Annotated in this window: 19 protein-coding genes, 2 tRNA genes and 1 pseudogene; 16 read left to right on the top strand and 6 right to left on the bottom strand. The window is 63.5% G+C overall.

Annotated elements, in window-relative coordinates; translation table 11 throughout:
• The first annotated feature begins 17 nt into the window (after positions 1-17).
• Positions 18-1,217, top strand: a complete 1,200-nt coding sequence (locus G4G27_RS10255; RefSeq protein ID WP_183113727.1) for an AI-2E family transporter — start codon at positions 18-20, stop codon at positions 1,215-1,217.
• 263 nt (positions 1,218-1,480) lie between these two features.
• Positions 1,481-1,557: transfer RNA gene (locus G4G27_RS10250), tRNA-Asp, on the top strand.
• Positions 1,558-1,624: 67 nt separating this feature from the next.
• On the opposite strand, the gene G4G27_RS10245 is transcribed toward G4G27_RS10250, so the two are convergent.
• From G4G27_RS10245 to G4G27_RS10230, 4 genes are all read right to left on the bottom strand, one after another.
• Complete coding sequence (locus G4G27_RS10245) at positions 1,625-1,837, bottom strand: DUF2842 domain-containing protein (RefSeq protein ID WP_183113227.1); 213 nt, start codon at positions 1,835-1,837, stop codon at positions 1,625-1,627.
• Between the two features lie 7 nt (positions 1,838-1,844).
• Complete coding sequence (locus G4G27_RS10240) at positions 1,845-2,393, bottom strand: 5-formyltetrahydrofolate cyclo-ligase (RefSeq protein WP_183113226.1); 549 nt, start codon at positions 2,391-2,393, stop codon at positions 1,845-1,847.
• 204 nt (positions 2,394-2,597) lie between these two features.
• Positions 2,598-2,885 carry a cell division protein ZapA gene (locus G4G27_RS10235; RefSeq protein ID WP_183113225.1) on the bottom strand — a complete coding sequence of 96 codons (288 nt, stop codon included), beginning with the start codon at positions 2,883-2,885 and terminating at the stop codon, positions 2,598-2,600.
• On the bottom strand, positions 2,885-3,088 hold the full coding sequence (locus G4G27_RS10230) for a hypothetical protein (RefSeq protein WP_183113224.1): 204 nt from the start codon (positions 3,086-3,088) through the stop codon (positions 2,885-2,887). The genes G4G27_RS10235 and G4G27_RS10230 overlap by 1 nt, the downstream gene beginning before the upstream one ends.
• Positions 3,089-3,256: 168 nt before the next feature.
• On the opposite strand from G4G27_RS10230, the gene tkt reads away from it, so the two are divergent.
• From tkt to G4G27_RS10200, 6 genes are all read left to right on the top strand, one after another.
• Complete coding sequence (gene tkt / locus G4G27_RS10225) at positions 3,257-5,221, top strand: transketolase (RefSeq protein WP_183113223.1); 1,965 nt, start codon at positions 3,257-3,259, stop codon at positions 5,219-5,221.
• 13 nt (positions 5,222-5,234) lie between these two features.
• On the top strand, positions 5,235-6,245 hold the full coding sequence (gene gap, locus G4G27_RS10220; RefSeq protein WP_183113222.1) for a type I glyceraldehyde-3-phosphate dehydrogenase: 1,011 nt from the start codon (positions 5,235-5,237) through the stop codon (positions 6,243-6,245).
• Positions 6,245-6,754, top strand: a complete 510-nt coding sequence (locus G4G27_RS10215; RefSeq protein ID WP_244624634.1) for an MOSC domain-containing protein — start codon at positions 6,245-6,247, stop codon at positions 6,752-6,754. Before gap ends, G4G27_RS10215 begins: the two co-directional genes overlap by 1 nt.
• Positions 6,751-7,950 (top strand): phosphoglycerate kinase, encoded by a 1,200-nt coding sequence (locus G4G27_RS10210; RefSeq protein ID WP_183113221.1) that lies wholly within the window; start codon positions 6,751-6,753, stop codon positions 7,948-7,950. The genes G4G27_RS10215 and G4G27_RS10210 overlap by 4 nt, the downstream gene beginning before the upstream one ends.
• 173 nt (positions 7,951-8,123) lie before the next feature.
• Positions 8,124-8,194 (top strand) — tRNA-Thr (locus G4G27_RS10205).
• A gap of 423 nt (positions 8,195-8,617) precedes the next feature.
• The gene (locus G4G27_RS10200; protein WP_183113220.1) at positions 8,618-9,766 is read left to right on the top strand and encodes a slipin family protein; all 1,149 of its coding nucleotides are present in this window, start codon (positions 8,618-8,620) and stop codon (positions 9,764-9,766) included.
• A gap of 61 nt (positions 9,767-9,827) precedes the next feature.
• On the opposite strand, the pseudogene G4G27_RS10195 reads toward G4G27_RS10200, so the two are convergent.
• A pseudogene (locus tag G4G27_RS10195) lies at positions 9,828-10,307 on the bottom strand (TlpA disulfide reductase family protein).
• A gap of 172 nt (positions 10,308-10,479) precedes the next feature.
• Between G4G27_RS10195 and G4G27_RS10190 the strand changes: the two are divergent.
• The 4 genes from G4G27_RS10190 to G4G27_RS10175 are packed head-to-tail and all read left to right on the top strand — an operon-like array spanning position 10,480 to position 12,968.
• Entirely contained in the window at positions 10,480-11,388 is a 909-nt protein-coding gene (locus G4G27_RS10190) for a class I fructose-bisphosphate aldolase (protein WP_183113219.1), read from the top strand.
• A 7-nt stretch (positions 11,389-11,395) separates the two neighbouring features.
• The gene (locus G4G27_RS10185; protein ID WP_183113218.1) at positions 11,396-11,809 is read left to right on the top strand and encodes a putative quinol monooxygenase; all 414 of its coding nucleotides are present in this window, start codon (positions 11,396-11,398) and stop codon (positions 11,807-11,809) included.
• Positions 11,806-12,492 carry a thiamine phosphate synthase gene (gene thiE / locus G4G27_RS10180; protein WP_183113217.1) on the top strand — a complete coding sequence of 229 codons (687 nt, stop codon included), beginning with the start codon at positions 11,806-11,808 and terminating at the stop codon, positions 12,490-12,492. Before G4G27_RS10185 ends, thiE begins: the two co-directional genes overlap by 4 nt.
• On the top strand, positions 12,489-12,968 hold the full coding sequence (locus G4G27_RS10175) for a GFA family protein (RefSeq protein WP_244624633.1): 480 nt from the start codon (positions 12,489-12,491) through the stop codon (positions 12,966-12,968). Before thiE ends, G4G27_RS10175 begins: the two co-directional genes overlap by 4 nt.
• Positions 12,969-13,024: 56 nt before the next feature.
• On the opposite strand, the gene G4G27_RS10170 is transcribed toward G4G27_RS10175, so the two are convergent.
• The gene (locus G4G27_RS10170; RefSeq protein WP_183113216.1) at positions 13,025-13,567 is read right to left on the bottom strand and encodes a DUF882 domain-containing protein; all 543 of its coding nucleotides are present in this window, start codon (positions 13,565-13,567) and stop codon (positions 13,025-13,027) included.
• 82 nt (positions 13,568-13,649) lie between these two features.
• Here G4G27_RS10170 and G4G27_RS10165 point away from each other — a divergent pair, with 82 nt between their 5' ends.
• The 4 genes from G4G27_RS10165 (at position 13,650) to G4G27_RS10150 (ending at position 16,803) form a co-directional block, all read left to right on the top strand.
• Positions 13,650-14,663, top strand: coding sequence for a L,D-transpeptidase (locus G4G27_RS10165; protein ID WP_183113215.1), 1,014 nt, complete (start codon positions 13,650-13,652; stop codon positions 14,661-14,663).
• A gap of 5 nt (positions 14,664-14,668) precedes the next feature.
• The gene (locus tag G4G27_RS10160; RefSeq protein ID WP_183113214.1) at positions 14,669-15,256 is read left to right on the top strand and encodes a M23 family metallopeptidase; all 588 of its coding nucleotides are present in this window, start codon (positions 14,669-14,671) and stop codon (positions 15,254-15,256) included.
• A gap of 35 nt (positions 15,257-15,291) precedes the next feature.
• Entirely contained in the window at positions 15,292-15,855 is a 564-nt protein-coding gene (gene efp, locus G4G27_RS10155; RefSeq protein WP_183113213.1) for an elongation factor P, read from the top strand.
• Between the two features lie 135 nt (positions 15,856-15,990).
• Complete coding sequence (locus G4G27_RS10150; protein WP_183113212.1) at positions 15,991-16,803, top strand: inositol monophosphatase family protein; 813 nt, start codon at positions 15,991-15,993, stop codon at positions 16,801-16,803.
• The last annotated feature ends 243 nt before the right edge of the window (positions 16,804-17,046 follow it).

Raw genomic sequence — 17,046 nt, 5'->3', positions numbered from 1 at the left:
GGCCGATCGAACAGCCAATGGTCACGCCGGCATCGACGTTCGGCGCGTTCGGATTGCCGCTGACCAGCACGATCGAGGCAGGCGAAGATGCCCGGATCGCGATGCGCCGCGACCGTTTGCTCGCCGCGCTGACGCTGATCTGCGGCATCGGCTTGGCGCTGGCCTTGCCCTTCGCGCTCAAGGCGGGGGCGGAGTTCTTCCTGCCGACCACCGCGGCGCTGGTCGTTGCGATCGCGCTGGTCCCGGTACTCGAATGGCTCGAGCGGCATCATGTGCCATCACCCCTGGCGGCGTTGACCTGCGTTTTGCTGTTCCTCGTCGCAGCGAACATCGCGCTCGCCGCGATCATCGTTCCGGCGACCGAATTCTTTCGCAAGCTGCCCGAGCGGATCAACCGCATCCAGATGAATATCCAGCCGATTCTCGATCTCTATTCGACGCTGGAAAAATATATCAACCGCACCGTGCGCCAACTCGCCTCGAACGAGGCGGTGCGCCAGCCGCAAACCGTCGCCGCGACGCCGCCCAATTCGATCCTCGAACTCGCCGCGACGTCCGCGCCGACGCTGATCATTCAGGTCTTCTTTGCGATCCTGGTGGTCTATTTCTTTCTCTCCGGCTGGACCCGGTTGCGCAAGAAGACGATCACCAGCCGGTCGAGCTTCGGCGGCGCCATGGCCACGGCACGGGTGATCCAGGACGTGGTCGATGACGTGTCCGCTTATCTCGGCACGATCACCATCATCAACCTGTCGCTCGGCCTGGTCATCGCCCTTGCGCTGTGGCTGATCGACATGCCTTATCCGTTGATGTGGGGCGGCATCGTCGCCTTGCTCAACTACATCCCTTATTTCGGACCGATCATCGCGGCGATGCTGTTGCTGCTCGGCGGATTGATGACTTTCCAGGACGTGTGGGTCGCGGTGCTGCCCGCGGTGATCATGATCGGCGCGCATCTGATCGAAGCCAACGCCATCACGCCGTTCATCGTCGGGCACCGTCTGACCATCAATCCGATCCTGATTCTCATCTCGCTCAGCTTCTGGGGCTGGGTATGGGGGACGACGGGCGCGTTGCTCGCGGTGCCGTTGCTGATCATCCTGCAAACCGTGATCGGTGCGGCGGGCAAGCCAGATATCGCCGGTTTCCTGTTTGAACACGGCACGCTGACGCAGCAGCGCAAGCGGCGCGGGCGCGATGATTTGCCGGAAGTCTAAGAGCCTGAATTTGGAAAGACGGTACCGGCCAGTGTTGGATGCCGTCGGGTGCAGGATGCCCCCGGCATCCTGCAGATCATACCGGGGGCATGATCGACCCGGCGGCAGGCAACACTCCCCCTCCCGGCCACCCACAGAATATCCTGAATGGGTGGCCGGGAGGGGGAGCGGGCCGGTACCGTCTTCGGCAAAACCAAAGAAGTCTAAACAGTCGTTGACAGGGTAGGGCACCTCGCTTAGGTGCCGCGCCTCACGCTTCATAAGCGGGTGTAGCTCAGTTGGTTAGAGCGCCGGCCTGTCACGCCGGAGGTCGCGGGTTCGAGCCCCGTCACTCGCGCCATTCCCCAGGTGGAATGGCCTTAGTGTTCTTCGAAAAATCGAGATTTCAGGCTTTGCATGCCGCTGCGTCACCGCCAGCGCCCGGTCTCCATCCACAGCAGCATACGCCGCATTGGCAGGATCCACAGCCAGATGATGCCGGTGACGAGATAGAAGGCGAGCTGCAACAGCCAGTGCCAGTTGCCCACCCAGCCCGACGCGCTGGCGACCGCGATCACCCATAGCGCGATCAGCACCAGGATCGCGAGCATGCCGACCGGTTTGCGCCAGCTGGGGGTCATCGGACGATCATTCTTTTACGGCCCATTCTATTTCGGTGACGATGGCGTGGAGCGGCACGTCCCACGGATCCACGGGTAGCGAATCGACTTGCTGTATCGACCAGGCAATGCCGACGCGCCAGCTTTCCGGGAAACGCAGAAAAGCGCGATCATAATAACCGGCGCCTTGGCCGAGGCGGTTGAGGCTGTGGTCGAAGGCGACCAGCGGGGTCAGGATGATGTCGGGGCTGAGCTCGGCCGCTTCCTCGGCCGGCTGGTGCAGGCCGAACGGCCCGGCGATCAACGCTGCTTCGGTATCCCAGGCGAGGAAGCGCATCGGCTTCGTGCGATCGACGATATGGGGGAGGGCGATGATGCAGCCGGCCTCGACCGCGGCGCGGGCGAGCGGGCTGGGATCGGCTTCGCTGCCCATCGGCACGTAGGAGGCAATGGTCAGACCATGCGACAGGCGCGCGAGATAGGCGGGCGGTGGTGTCATGACCGGCCGCGTGTCCGCCACGAAGCGATCGCGGGCGGCACGCGTCGCCGCGCGCAGGGCTTGCTTGTCGAGCGTCATCTGAAAAAGCCGGTGGGTGTGGCGGGACCACCGTGGCCGTTTGCCTGAATATCCTCTGACGCCAGTAGCATCAGGTGGGGATCATGTACGACAGGCCAGGACCTGCGCAGGGACAACCCCCTAGGAAGAATAATCGCCTCAGGGATAATCGGTAAGGCTCGTACCGGGCAGTGCCCGCCACTTATACTTATAGGGACTGAGAGGTTAATTCTCAAGGGCCGCGGCCAGCTCCTCGAGCCGATCGGCCAGTTTTTCGAGCAGCGCCTCTCCGGCTTTGTCGGGCGCGCGGCGTTCGGCCTCGTCAAGCGAATCAGCCAGCATCAGTGCGATGAACAACATCGTCCGTTCGGCATTCATCCCGCCGGCGGCGCGCGAGGCGGCGGTCCAGCGCGCGTCGAGCATTGCGCCGACGCGGAGCAACTGGTCTTCTTCGCCATCGCGGCAGGCGACGATATGGCGGCGGTCGCCGATGGTGAGCGTGACGTCGGCCATCAGTCTTCCTCGCCCGGCGTTATCACCCCAGCTTGCGCAATCACGTCGTCGAGCGCGGCGATCGCCTCGGCCATACGACTGCGCAGTGTCTCATGACGCCGGACGAGCGCGTTATTTGCCCGAGTCCGGGCAGCGGTCGCAGCCTCGATCCGGGCGATCGCGTCCTCGATGCGGTCAGTGGCGGAAGAAAGGGCATCGGCCATGTTGTTGCGATAGCACGGCTTCGCGTGACGACAAGATCGATTTGGACCAGCGCGGTTGACGCAGAGGGCGAGCCACCGCAAAGACCGCGCACATTATCGACTCGCCGGCTGCCCCACCAAGGCTTTTTGGGCCAACCGCATTTGGGCCCCGGCAACCCGAGGAAACCGATGGCCGCTTCTGATACCGATCTCGCGAACGCAATCCGCGCGCTTGCGATGGACGCGGTGGAGGCCGCCAATTCCGGTCATCCCGGCATGCCGATGGGTATGGCCGATGTCGCGACGGTCCTGTTCACACGGTATCTGAAGTTCGATCCGGCCGATCCGCACTGGCCCGACCGTGACCGCTTCGTCCTGTCGGCCGGCCACGGCTCGATGCTGATCTACGCGCTGCTCCATCTGACCGGTTATGAAAAGCCGACGATGGACGACATGCGTAATTTCCGGAAACTCGGCAGCCCGTGCGCCGGTCATCCGGAGAATTTCGAACTCGCCGGAGTCGAGGCGACGACCGGGCCGTTGGGGCAGGGATTCGCAATGGCGGTCGGCATGGCGGTGGCCGAGCGTCACCTCAATGCCGTGTTCGACGACGATCTGGTCGATCACAATACCTGGGTGATCTCGGGCGATGGCTGCCTGATGGAAGGCATCAACCACGAAGCGGTCGGACTCGCCGGGCATCTCGGGCTGGGCCGGCTCAACGTGTTGTGGGACGACAACCGTATCACCATCGATGGCGCGGTCAGCCTGTCGTCGAGCGAGGACATTCCCGCGCGCTACCGTGCGAGCGGATGGCATGTCGTGTCATGTGACGGTCATGACGTTGCCGATATCGCGCGCGCGATGGACGAGGCGCTGGCCGATCCGCGGCCCTCGCTGATCCAGTGCCGCACGATCATCGGCAAGGGCGCGCCCAACAAGCAGGGCACGTCGGCGACTCACGGCGCGGCGCTGGGTGCCGCCGAAGTGGCCGCAGCGCGCGAGACGCTCGGCTGGACGTCGGCGCCGTTCGAGATCCCGCAGGACATTCGCGACACCTGGCTTGATGCCGGCAAGCGCAGCGTAGAGCTTCGCAAGGCATGGACGGAACGTCTGGCAAGTCATTCGCATCGGGGTGAATTCGAGCGCCGCATGGCGGGCGACATCAAGGCAGGCGATGCTGTCGCCGCGGCCTTCTCCAACTGGGAAAAGATGCCGCCCTCGGTCGCGAGCCGCAAGGCGTCGGAACTGGCGCTGGAAGGTCTGGCGGCGGCGATGCCGGAACTAATCGGCGGTTCGGCCGACCTGACCGGGTCGAATAACACCAAGGCCAAGGCGCAGGGGCCGCTGACTCGCGACGATTATGCCGGGCGTTATCTCTATTATGGCATCCGCGAATTCGGCATGGGCGCGGCGATGAACGGCATGGCCCTGCATGGTGGCGTCATTCCTTATGGCGGCACTTTCCTGGTGTTCAGCGACTATGCGCGCCCCGCGATCCGCCTGTCGGCGATCCAGCAGACCCGGGTCGTCTATGTCATGACGCACGATTCGATCGGGCTGGGCGAGGACGGCCCGACGCATCAACCGATCGAGCATCTGATGAGCCTGCGCGCGATCCCCAATCTCGACGTCTATCGCCCGTGCGATTCGGTCGAGACGGCGGAATGCTGGGCATTGGCGCTGGAGAAGAAGACCGGCCCCGGCTTGCTCGCTTTGTCGCGGCAGAATCTGCAGCAGGTCCGCACCGGCGGCGAGATGCTCAGCGCGAAGGGCGCTTACCGCCTGCGCGAAGCCAATGCGGCCCGCCGTGTCGTCCTGATCGCGACTGGCTCCGAAGTGCAACTGGCGGTCTCGGTCGCTGACCGGCTTGAAGAACACGGTATTGGCGCCGATGTCGTCTCCATGCCTTGCACGTCGCGTTTCGATGCGCAGCCCGAGGCTTATCGCGCCGATATCCTGCCGGCGGGGGCGCTGCGCGTCTCGATCGAGGCGGGCGCGACCTGGGGTTGGGAACGCTATACCGGCGATGCCGGCCTGCGCTTCGGCATCGACAGCTTCGGCGCCTCCGCGCCGATCGAAGCCCTATATGAGCATTTCGGCCTGACCGCTGACGCGATCGCGCCGCAGATTATTGCGAAACTGGAAGCTTGAAGGAGACGATTCGATGACGGTCAAGGTTGCGATCAACGGGTTCGGGCGTATCGGCCGGCTTGTCGCGCGTGCGGTGCTGGAGCGGGGCGATACGGGGCTTGAACTCGTCGCGATCAATGATCTGGCTGATGCGAAATCGAACGCATGGCTGTTCAGCCGCGATTCGGTGCATGGCAAATATCCCGGCAAGGTCTCGGCCGAGGGCCAGGATCTGGTAGTCGACGGCAAGCGCATCCGCGTCACCGCCGAGCGTGATCCGGCGAATCTGCCGCACAAGGAACTGGGCGTCGATATCGTGCTCGAATGCACTGGTTTCTTCACCGATCGCGAGAGCGCGCAGAAGCATCTCGATGCGGGCGCCAAGAAAGTGCTGATCTCCGCGCCGGCCAAAGGCGTCGACCTGACGGTCGTGTTCGGCGTCAACAACGACAAGCTCGAGGCGGGTCACAACATCGTCTCGAACGCATCGTGCACGACCAACTGCCTGGCGCCGGTTGCCAAGGTTCTGAATGACGCGATCGGTATCGAGCGCGGCCTGATGACCACGATCCATGCCTATACCAACGACCAGAAGATCCTCGACCAGATCCATCCCGATCTGCGCCGCGCGCGTGCTGCCGGAATGTCGATGATCCCGACCACCACCGGTGCCGCGCGCGCGGTCGGCGAAGTGCTGCCCGAATTGAAGGGCAAGCTCGACGGCTCGGCGATCCGCGTACCCACTCCCGACGTGTCGCTGATCGACCTGACCTTCACGCCGTCGCGCGACACGACCAAGGAAGAGGTCAACGCGATCCTTAAGACTGCCTCGGAAAGCGCTGTTCTTAAAGGTATTCTCGATTACACTGACGAACCGCTGGTTTCGATCGACCTGATGCACACCTCGGCATCGTCGACTGTGGACAGCCTGGAAACCGCCGTGCTCGACGGCAAGCTCGTCCGTGTGGTCAGCTGGTACGATAATGAATGGGGCTTCTCCAACCGCATGGTCGATACCGCCGGCGCAATGGCCAAGTTCATCTGATGACGGCGACCTTGGTTGGCGCCTGCCGTACGGGCATGGTCGGTAGCAATGTCGGCGTGATCGCCGGTATTGCCCGCCATACCCGCGCCAAGGCGCCGATGGAGGTGATCGAGCGCGCGGTGGTGACGCTTGACGGCGGCATCACCGGCGATCATCGCGGGGTGCGCAAACCCGGCGCATCGGGCAAGCGTCAGGTGACGCTGATCGAGCGGATCGACTGGGATGCCGCGATGGCCGAGGTCGGGCACAATATCCCGTGGTACGAGCGGCGCTGCAACCTGCTGGTTGACGGTATCGATTTGCCGCAGGTCGCCGGCACCCGCTTGCGCATTGGCGCGGACGTGGTGCTCGAAGTGACTCGGTTTACCGATCCGTGCGAGCGGATGGAGGCATTGGCACCGGGATTGTTCGCGGCACTGCTGCCCGACTGGCGCGGTGGCTCATGTACGCGTGTTCTTGCCGGTGGCACGATCGTGCTCGGCGATGTGATCAGGATTGAAGAAGCATGACCAGGTCATTCAAAACACTCGACGATATGGGCGAGGTTTCGGGCAAGCGGGTGCTCGTGCGCGAAGATCTGAACGTGCCGATGGCCGACGGTGCGGTGACCGACGACACCCGGTTGCGCGCGACTCTACCGACGATGACCGAGCTCGCGGACAAGGGTGCGATCGTCCTGATCCTGGCGCATTTCGGGCGGCCCAAGGGGCAGCGTAACCCGGAATTGTCGCTGGCGATGCTGACCAAGCCCTATGAGACCGTCCTTGGTCGGCCGGTCCGTTTCATTGGTGATTGCGCCGGCCCGGAAGCGGTGGAAGCGGTCGCCACGCTACAGGCGGGCGATGTCGCGATCCTGGAAAACACGCGTTTCCATGCCGGCGAAGAGAAGAACGACCCCGCTCTGGTCGCGGAGATGGCCAAGCTCGGCGACTTCTACGTCAACGACGCCTTTTCCGCCGCGCACCGCGCGCATGCTTCGACCGAAGGACTGGCGCACGTCCTGCCGGCCTTTGCCGGTCGCGCGATGGAAACCGAACTCGATGCGCTCGACAAGGCGCTGGGCAATCCCGAGCATCCGGTTGCGGCAGTGGTCGGCGGCGCCAAAGTGTCGACCAAGCTCGATGTACTCAAGCATCTCGTCGCCCGCGTCGATCATCTGATCATTGGTGGCGGCATGGCCAATACGTTCCTCGCGGCGCGCGGCGTCGATGTCGGCAAGTCGCTGTGCGAACATGACCTGACCGGTACCGCGGAGGAGATTTTCGACGCGGCGGAGCGGGCGAACTGCACCATCCATCTGCCTTATGACGTGGTGGTGGCGAAGGAATTCCGCGCCAATCCGCCGGTGCGTACCGTCAATGTGCATGAAGTCGCGGCGGACGAGATGATTCTTGATGTCGGTCCCGCAGCAGTCGAAGCGCTGGCCGACGTGCTGAAGAACTGCCGCACCCTGGTGTGGAACGGCCCGATGGGCGCGTTCGAAACGCCGCCATTCGATATGGCGACGGTCGCGCTGGCCAAGACGGCGGCTGCACTGACCCGTGATGGTTCGCTGGTGTCCGTGGCCGGCGGCGGCGATACCGTCGCGGCACTCAATCAGGCGGGTGTCGGCGACGACTTCACTTTCGTCTCGACCGCCGGTGGCGCCTTCCTGGAATGGATGGAAGGCAAGGAACTGCCCGGTGTAGCAGCCCTAACTCGCTGACACTGGACATTTGCTGCATCGCAGCATAGATTGCCCGTGATTTGGTCATTTCGTTGGGGCTCGTGAGACCCCGCGGGCGCGGTCGGCTTTGCCGGCGCCGTGTTCCATGACTGGATCGCGCTCGTAGGAGCACTTGCCTGCCCGCAAGGATGGCGGCTCAATGCCGTCCCTTTTTGGATAGCTCATCTGGTAGAGCAACAGACTTGTACTCTGTGTGTAGCGGGTTCGAATCCCGCTCCAAGCAAGCCCTTGAAAAGGCGTTCCATAGGGAAGGCCGGTGGGGTGTTCAGGCTGACGGAGATGCGCCGAGGCCCCGGCTGACGCGCAGACCCTGACGCCACCCGGTTTCCGGCTTTGTGCCGGCGAGGATACCGGCAGGCCGCACGGCGACGCGGCGTTTCTTCCAGGCTCGGGCCACGGCCCGTTCGCTGTGGAATCGCTTAACCGCCAACCGACCAGCCTTAATCGCCGGACCGCCGCGATAACGGAGAACATCTCCCGGCCGACCTTTTTCCCGGTCGGTCTTTCCCGGCGCAAGCGGTTCAAGATATGCACATTTTGTTATATGTTGCAGTGCAGCATTTTGTGCTTGCGCGCGTAACGATCCGCGCCTAACCGCCCCCTCCCGCTCGGCAATTGGGCCTAGCGGCAGAAGAGGAGGACGGCGATGATCCGCAAGGAATTCATTGTTGCCGAGAACCAGCGCGGCCTCCTCGTAAAGGATGGCCGCCTGCTACAAATGCTCGATCCTGGACGTCATACGTTCTGGGATTGGGATAACCGGCTCAGCGCCGAGATCGTCACTGCGCAGGGCGTGTTCAATTCGCCCTGGGCCGCGATCATCGAGAAGCTGCATCCGGCGATGGCGGCCGAGTATTTCATGGTCGTGCGGCCCGGCGAAGGCCAGGCGGCGGTGGTGTGGCTCGATGGACGCGCATCGCTGATCGTGCGGCCGGGCCAGGCGGTGCATGTGTGGAAGGTCCTGAATGACGTTCGCGTCGAGACCTTCGACGTGCTCGCCGAGCCGCGGCTGGGCAAGGCGCAGCTGGTGGCGTTCGAAAAGGCCGATACGGTCACGGGCGGAACGGTCGCGGCGATCGCGATCGTGTCCGTTGCGGAAGCGCAGGCGGGGCTCGTCTTCTTCGATGGCGAGCTCATCGAGACGCTGAAGCCCGGCCGCTACGGCTATTGGCAGATCGGCCGCAAGGTGACTGCCCGGACGCTCGACACGCGGCCGCTGCCGCTCGAGGTGACCGCGCAGGAAATCCTGACGCGCGACCGTATCTCGATCCGCGTGACGCTCACCAGCTTCGTGCAGGTGGCGGACGTGGAGAAGGCCGCGCTTGCGACGCCGGATTACCAGGCGCACATTTACAAGCTCGTCCAGTTCGCGGTCCGTGAGGCCGTGGGCGGGCGGACACTCGACGAAGTGCTCAACGACCGCGAAACGGTCGATGCGCAGATCGTCGGGCATGTCCGGCGTGAGCTTGGCGATATCGGCGTGGTCGTGACCGAACTCGGCGTGAAGGACGTGATCCTTCCCGGCGAGATGCGCGAGCTGATCAACAAGGTGATCGAAGCGGAGAAGCTCGCTCAGGCGAACCTGATCCGCCGGCGCGAGGAAACCGCGGCGACGCGGTCGCTGCTCAACACGGCGAAGCTGATGGAGGACAACCCCACGCTGCTGCGCCTGAAGGAGCTCGAGAGCCTCGAGCGGGTGACCGAGAAGATCGGCCGGATCGATGTGCACGCCAGCTCGGGCGAGGGGCTCAATGCCGTCCTCGACCGGCTCGTGCATCTCAAGCCGCGTGACTGACCGGAGCGGGGAGAGGCCGAGCCTCTCCCCGTTTCAATATCGCCATTGTTCGCCAAGCCGCTTATGGCGCGGGAGCGGGCTCCCAGAGTAAAGGCACCAGATTCTCGTTCAGATCGTCGAGATCGAACGATGCTGCCTTGGCATAACGGATGCGTCCGCTGCGATCGATGATGTAATTGGTCGGGACGGCCTTGATCTGCCCATAAGGCCCGGAGATTTTCCGCGCCGCCGGAATGTTCATCACCGCGAACAGTTTCTTGAGCTGATACAATGGGAGCGACCCTTCGGTCGTCACCGCGAAGACCTTGAGCCCATTCTTCTTTTAGAGATTGTAGTAGCTATCGAGCAAAGGCAATTCGGCCCGGCATGGCGCGCACCAGGTCGCCCAGAAATTCAATACGACGACGTTGCCGCGCAACTGCTCCCCGGTGACTTTCGACCCGTCCACCAGCGTGATCTCAAAGGGCGGCGCCATGTCGCCGACCTTTGGCGGCTTTGACGCGCCGAGCAGCAGCGTGGCTGCCGCGCCTATCGCGAACATCCTGAAAAATCGCGACAATCGAGTCTTCATTACCCGCTCCCCCTGCGGCATGAACCTGTGATACGGCATCGACCACGTCAAGCGTGGCGATCCATATGCGCGCATTGTTGCCCGATCCGCGCTCGCCCGCTAACAGCCGCCGCAACACCTTATTCATGCACAGGGGACAATGATGACGCCGATCGTGAAGGCCATTCTCGACAAGTACGAGTCCGACAATGCCGGCGTGAAGGCGAATCTCGCGCGCATCCTTATGCAAGGCAAGCTTGGCGGTACCGGCAAACTGATCATCCTGCCGGTCGACCAGGGTTTCGAACATGGGCCGGCGCGCAGCTTCTCGGTCAATCCCGCAGCCTATGACCCGCATTACCATTATCAGCTGGCGGTCGATGCCGGCCTATCGGCCTTTGCCGCGCCGCTCGGCATGATCGAGGCGGGCGCCGCTACCTTCGCCGGACAGATTCCGACCATTCTCAAGGTCAACAGTTCGAACAGCTGGGCGACCGGCGCGAATCAGGCGATCACCGGCAGTGTCGAGGACGCTGTGCGGCTCGGCTGCTCGGCGATCGGCTTCACCATCTATCCCGGCTCGGACGATCTGTTCGAGATGATCGGCCAGATCCGCGAGCTCTCCGCCGAGGCGAAGTCGGTCGGCATTGCGACCGTCATCTGGTCCTATCCGCGCGGCGGCGCGCTGCCCAAGTCGGGCGAACTCGCGCTCGATGTCGGTGCCTATGCCGCGCACATGGCGGCATTGCTCGGTGCGCATATCATCAAGGTGAAGCTGCCGAGCGATAATATCGAGCAGAAGGAAGCCAAGCCGATGTACGAGGGCACCGACTGGTCGAAACAGTCGGATCGCGTGGCCCATGTCGTTCAGTCGAGCTTCGCCGGCCGCCGCATCGTCGTCTTCTCGGGCGGCGCGGCGAAGGGCGCCGATGCGGTCTACCAGGATGCGCGCGATATTCGCGACGGTGGCGGCAATGGCTCGATCATCGGCCGCAACACCTTCCAGCGCGAGCGCGGCGAAGCGCTGGCGATGCTCGAAAAGCTCGTTCGCATCTACAAGAACGAGGAATAAGCGATCCATGGTAAAGGACGGCGCTATCGTTGGGCGCCGCGCCTTTGTCGGCGGCGGCTTCGCAATCGCGCTCATCGGTGTGCCATCGCCGGCGATCGCGGCAGCGGCTGGCTCGGCGGGCGAGATGTACGGCATGATCGGCCGGATGATCGCCAAGCCCGGCCAGCGTGACGCCCTGGCCGCGTTACTTACCTCTGGCTCCGGTACGATGCCCGGCTGTCTCAGCTATGTCGTCGCCGAGGATCTCGTCAATGCCGACGCGCTGTGGGTGACCGAGGTGTGGGAGAATAAGGCGGCGCATGACGCGTCGCTGACGCTGCCCGCCGTGCGCGATGCGATCACCAAGGGCCGCCCGCTTATTGCCGGTTTCGACAGCAGTGCCGAGACGCGGCCGATCAGCGGTGTTAGAGGCGCGCAATGACTGACTTCATTGACGATCCGCTCGGCCCGCTCGACCCGAATTTCGCCGCGCGCTTCACGCGCGACATCCGGCGACCGGCTTGCCAGCTTTACCTGATCTCGCCGCTCGATGTCGGCGGCGGTTTTCCCGACCGGCTGGCGCGCGCTCTCGATGCGGGATCGGTGGCGGCATTCCAATTCCGGGTGAAGGACGTCGACCAGCACGAGGCTGCAAGGCTGGGCGAACCGCTGCGCGCGATCTGCGCCGAGCGCGACGTGGCGTTCATCGTCAACGATAGCATCTCGCTCGCCAAAAGACTGAAAGCGGATGGCGTGCATCTCGGTCAGGAAGATGGCGACCCGCGCGAGGCGCGCTCAGTGTTGGGGCCGACCGCGCAGATTGGTGTGACCTGTCACGACAGCCGCCATCTGGCGATGGAAGCGGGCGAGGCGGGGGCCGATTATGTCGCGTTCGGCGCCTTCTATCCGACCGCCACCAAGGCCGTCAGCCATGTGCCCGATCCGGTGATCCTGAGCTGGTGGTCGACCGTGTTCGAAGTGCCGAGTGTGGCGATCGGCGGCATCACGCCGACCAACGCGCCACCATTGATCGCCGCGGGCGCGGACTTCATTGCCGTGTCCCATGCGGTGTGGGGCGGTGATGAGGCGGCGGCGGTCAAGGCATTCGCGGCGGTGCTGGGTTGAGCGAGGCGTACGACGGCGGCTGCGAGTGCGGCGCGGTGCGTTATCGCATGCACGGCGCACCGATCATGACCAATTGCTGCCATTGCCGCGACTGCCAGCGCATCACCGGTTCAGCGTTCGCGATCAATGTCATGATTGAAACCGGCCGAATCGAAATCCTGAAGGGCGAGCCGGTCGTGCGAACGCTGGAGCGTGGAGACAAGGGTGATACGCGAGCCTGGCGTTGCGGCACGTGCGACACCTTGCTCTATGCCGATCATCCGATGTTCGCCGACAATGCGCGCTTCGTGCGCGCCGGGACGCTGGATCGAGGCGAACTCCTGATCCCCGATGCGCATTACTTCACGCAGTCGAAATACACTTGGGTGGTGATCCCCGAGGGCGTGGCGCAATTCACGACGCTGCCCGAAAACGGTGCTGGCGTGAATCTCGGCAACGAGCGCATGGCGCGGTTGATGGCGACGCTCGCAGGGTAATCGCTGCCAAGCCGTCGAAGAAACTGATCGTCAGGCGCGTCGATCCCGCCAGGCCGTTACCAGTGACGAACGCGTCCGGTATCGACATGGACAAAGCCATCGCGCGGATAATAACCGACGCCACCACCGCCCAGTGCCAGTGCCGCGCCGCGCAGCCGATCGAGCGAAACGCCCTGGATCATGATATCGGTCGCCTTGCCCAGCATATGCTGGCTCTGGCTCGCCACGCCGGTATGCGCGCCGCCACGCGCGCGCAGCGCTGCATTGGTGTCCGGTGAGCGATAACCTGAAATCAGGTCGATCTTTTGTCCGCCGCGCATGTCGAGCTTCTCGCGCAGTTGAACCAGCAGGCCGAGCAGCTTGCGATCCATCGGAAACACCTGCCCAGTGCGCCAGTCGCGCAAACCATGGTTCAGTTCGGCAAGACCATCAGCGACGAAATCGCCATTTCGCGCGAACACGGCATCGACGCTCTCATTGGTATGGACGTTGCGGATCGCCAGGCGCCATTCGGCACCGGCCGCCATGGCGGGCAGGGGCATGGTGAGGGCAGCACCTCCGGCAATGCCGGCGCCAAGCAGCGAACGCCGGGATATCATCGGCGATGACGTCTGCTGAGAAATGGAAACAAGCCCCCGGTCCGTCGTTGTCTGCATGGAATATATGTAGGGGATTGAGATTATGAGAAAAATAACGGTCGGCGCGGCCTGTCTGGCAATTGCAACCCTTTGTCCCGTTTACGCCACGGCGCAGGGAACAAAAGTTGCCGCAACACCGGCGCTTGACCGCTCCACCCTCCATGTCCAAGTGATTCTCGACCATCTCGGCTTCTCGCCGGGCGTGCTCGACGGCCGTACGGGCAAATCACTGGTGGCAGCCCTGAAGGGATTCCAGGAGTCGCGCGGGCTTAGGCAAACCGGCGAGATGGATCCCGTCACGCTTCGCGCGCTTCATCCCTTCCGCGCACTTCGCCCGACGCGCACGCTCGCCCTCACTGCGAGCACGTTGGCAGGGCCCTATACCGATCCACTGCCCAAAGAGCCGGCGGACCAGGCCAAACTGCCGGCGCTCGGTTACCGCTCGCCCCTGGAAAAGCTCAGCGAGATGTTCCACACCACGCCGGCCGTGTTGCTCGAGCTCAACGGACCGACTGCGCGGCTGGCCGCGGGTGCGCCGATCATCGTGCCTAACGCGCTGCCGGTGTCGCGTGACTATGATTCGAAACTGTCCCCCGAATGGCGCAAGACACTGGCCGATCTCAATGTCGACGCCAACCAGCCCCAAGGTGCGAAAGTCGTGGTCGACAAATCGGATGAGGTGCTGCGCGTGCTCGACAAGGACGGCAAGCTGATCGCTCAATTCATGGCGACCATGGGCAGCAGCAACGATCCGCTGCCGATCGGCAACTGGACGATCAAGGGCGCGTCGTACAATCCGCCCTTCCATTACAACCCGAAACTGTTCTGGGATGCCGACAGCAGTGACAAAGCGGCGAAACTGCCGCCGGGTCCTAACGGGCCCGTTGGGGTGATCTGGCTCGACTTGTCCAAGCCGCATTACGGTATCCATGGCACGCCCGAACCAAGCACGATCGGGCGCGCGGAAAGTCATGGCTGTATCCGCCTGACGAATTGGGACGCGGCGCGGTTGTCGCTGATGGTCAAGCCGGGAACGCCAGCGGTGTTCCGGCCCTGAACGCCTTGCGCAAATTGGGTTATGGCCTGCTGATCGCATTCCTGACGCTGATCGGCGTGTGGGTAGCGTTGCTGATCTTTCTACCCGATGCGCCAAGGACCGCGAAACCGGCCGAGCCACTCAAGGTCAGGCAAAACGGCGCGTCGGCACCGGCGCTGGGCATGCCGGTCGCGGGTATCCGGCGCGAAGCGCTGAGTGATAATTGGGGCGATCCGCGCGACAATGGTCTGCGCGCGCATCACGGCACTGACATCATGGCTCCCGTCAACACGCCTGTGCTCGCCGCGGCGCCCGGCACGGTCGAAAAACTATGGACCAGCGCCGCGGGCGGCATGACGATCTATGTCCGCTCGCCGGGGCGTGACTGGGTTTATTATTACGCGCATCTCGCCGCTTATGCGCCGGGTTTGCACGAAGGGCAGGCGATCAAGGCGGGAGATCAGATCGGTTTCGTCGGGGATACCGGCAATGCCGGCGCCGGCAATTACCATCTGCATTTCGGTCTGACGCGCACGACACCCGAGCAGCATTGGTATGAGGGGCAGGATGTCGATCCCTACCCATACCTTGCCGGAAAGCCCGCCTCTCGCTAAAGGCCCCGCTTCGCTCTTTCCAGCAGGTATAGGTCATGAAGATCAACGCGGTCGAGATTCGTCCCGGCAACATTCTCGAATATGAAGGCGGCATCTGGCGCGCGGTCAAGATCCAGCACACTCAGCCGGGCAAGGGCGGAGCCTATATGCAGGTCGAGATGAAGAACCTGATCGACGGCCGCAAGAACAACGTCCGCTTCCGTTCCGCGGAGAGCGTCGAGCGGGTGCGGCTCGACACGGTCGATTTCCAGTTCCTGTTCCGCGAAGGCAATACGCTGACCTTCATGGACAAGAATAATTACGAGCAGATCACGCTCGACGCCGACATCCTCGGTGATGCGGCGGCTTTCCTGCAGGACGGCATGGATGTCGTGATGGAGTTGTGGGAGGAGCGTCCGATCTCGGTGCAGCTGCCCGACACGATCGAAGCGCTGATCGTCGAAGCCGATGCGGTGGTGAAGGGACAGACGGCATCGTCGTCCTACAAACCCGCGATCCTCGAAAACGGTGTCCGCGTGATGGTTCCGCCGCATATCGGCGCGGGCACGCGGATCGTGGTCGATGTGTACGAGCAGACTTATGTTAGGCGGGCGGATTAATTACTCCCTCTCCCCTCCGGGGAGAGGGTAGGGGCGAGGGGCATTAACGCGGACCTGCGTTGTCACTTTCCCTCTCCCGCGCTTCGCTACGCTCGCTTGCCCTCTCCCCGGAGGGGAGAGGGACTAAGGAATTATATGGTTTCCCATTCCGGCCTGATGACTGTCATGGATCGCGCCGCGCGCAAGGCGGGGCCGCGGTTGCGTCGTGACTTCAACGAAGTCTCGCAATTGCAGGTCAGCCGCAAGGGCCCGGCCGACTTCGTGACGATGGCCGACCAGCGCGCCGAACAGACGTTGTTTGAGGAATTGTCGCGCGGCCGCCCCGATTGGGGTTTCCTGATGGAAGAGCGCGGCGAAGTCGCCGGCGACCCCAACAAGCCGCGATTTATCGTCGACCCGCTCGACGGCACGTCGAACTTCCTCCACGGCATCCCGCATTTCGCAATCTCGATCGCGGTCGAGGAAACTTTGCCAAACGGCAAGCGCGAGGTGACCTCGGCACTCGTCTATCAACCGCTGACCGATGAAGCCTTTTGGGCCGAGAAGGGTCGCGGCGCCTGGGTCCAGTCCGAACGCCTGCGCGTGTCGGCACGCCGGGATCTCGCCGATTCGCTTATTGCGACCGGCATCCCTTTCCTTGGCCATGGCAATTTTGCCGAATGGAGCCGCATCTTCGGCGCGATCGCACCCGAAGTGGCCGGCATTCGTCGGCTCGGCTCGGCTGCGCTCGATCTCGCCTGGGTCGCGGCGGGGCGCTTCGACGGCTTCTGGGAATCGAGCCTGCAGCATTGGGACACGGCGGCCGGCATGTTGCTGGTCAAGGAAGCGGGTGGTTTCGTCACTGACTTCCGCGGTGGCGAGAAGATGGTCGAGCGCAGCGAATACCTTGCGGCGAACGATGTGCTTCAGTCCAAACTGCATAAATTGCTCGCGAACGCGCTACGGTGATCTGGCTGGCGGCCTTGCTGGGCATGACCGCCCAGGCCGCCATCGACCCGCTATAGCCCGCCATCCTGCCGACCGTCCCGGCCAGCCATCGGCTGATCGAGGTCATCGCCGCTGATGGCGAGACGGGTGCCGAGCAGCGTCGCTGATCGCCGGATCCTGGTTTGGCGGCGCGGCAAGCCACTACGCTCGATAACCATGCCGTCGGGCACCGTGCGACCGTTTGGACTGGCTTATGATCGCGCC

Source organism: Sphingomonas sp. So64.6b (assembly GCF_014171475.1).
In the GTDB taxonomy this organism is placed as follows: domain Bacteria; phylum Pseudomonadota; class Alphaproteobacteria; order Sphingomonadales; family Sphingomonadaceae; genus Sphingomonas; species Sphingomonas alpina_A.
This window is presented reverse-complemented; position numbering and strand designations above follow the sequence as displayed.

Excerpts from the sequence above, each read along its gene's own strand:
- G4G27_RS10235 (WP_183113225.1), bottom strand. The coding sequence starts at position 2,885 with ATGGCCGACGTCACGCTCACCATCGGCGACCGCCGCCATATCGTCGCC.
- G4G27_RS10170 (WP_183113216.1), bottom strand. The coding sequence starts at position 13,567 with ATGATATCCCGGCGTTCGCTGCTTGGCGCCGGCATTGCCGGAGGTGCT.
- G4G27_RS10245 (WP_183113227.1), bottom strand. The coding sequence starts at position 1,837 with ATGACCCCCAGCTGGCGCAAACCGGTCGGCATGCTCGCGATCCTGGTG.
- gap (WP_183113222.1), top strand. The coding sequence starts at position 5,235 with ATGACGGTCAAGGTTGCGATCAACGGGTTCGGGCGTATCGGCCGGCTT.
- G4G27_RS10200 (WP_183113220.1), top strand. The coding sequence starts at position 8,618 with ATGATCCGCAAGGAATTCATTGTTGCCGAGAACCAGCGCGGCCTCCTC.
- G4G27_RS10165 (WP_183113215.1), top strand. The coding sequence starts at position 13,650 with ATGAGAAAAATAACGGTCGGCGCGGCCTGTCTGGCAATTGCAACCCTT.
- G4G27_RS10255 (WP_183113727.1), top strand. The coding sequence starts at position 18 with ATGGTCACGCCGGCATCGACGTTCGGCGCGTTCGGATTGCCGCTGACC.
- G4G27_RS10185 (WP_183113218.1), top strand. The coding sequence starts at position 11,396 with ATGGTAAAGGACGGCGCTATCGTTGGGCGCCGCGCCTTTGTCGGCGGC.
- G4G27_RS10150 (WP_183113212.1), top strand. The coding sequence starts at position 15,991 with ATGGTTTCCCATTCCGGCCTGATGACTGTCATGGATCGCGCCGCGCGC.
- G4G27_RS10190 (WP_183113219.1), top strand. The coding sequence starts at position 10,480 with ATGACGCCGATCGTGAAGGCCATTCTCGACAAGTACGAGTCCGACAAT.
- G4G27_RS10215 (WP_244624634.1), top strand. The coding sequence starts at position 6,245 with ATGACGGCGACCTTGGTTGGCGCCTGCCGTACGGGCATGGTCGGTAGC.
- G4G27_RS10240 (WP_183113226.1), bottom strand. The coding sequence starts at position 2,393 with ATGACGCTCGACAAGCAAGCCCTGCGCGCGGCGACGCGTGCCGCCCGC.
- efp (WP_183113213.1), top strand. The coding sequence starts at position 15,292 with ATGAAGATCAACGCGGTCGAGATTCGTCCCGGCAACATTCTCGAATAT.
- G4G27_RS10210 (WP_183113221.1), top strand. The coding sequence starts at position 6,751 with ATGACCAGGTCATTCAAAACACTCGACGATATGGGCGAGGTTTCGGGC.
- tkt (WP_183113223.1), top strand. The coding sequence starts at position 3,257 with ATGGCCGCTTCTGATACCGATCTCGCGAACGCAATCCGCGCGCTTGCG.
- thiE (WP_183113217.1), top strand. The coding sequence starts at position 11,806 with ATGACTGACTTCATTGACGATCCGCTCGGCCCGCTCGACCCGAATTTC.
- G4G27_RS10230 (WP_183113224.1), bottom strand. The coding sequence starts at position 3,088 with ATGGCCGATGCCCTTTCTTCCGCCACTGACCGCATCGAGGACGCGATC.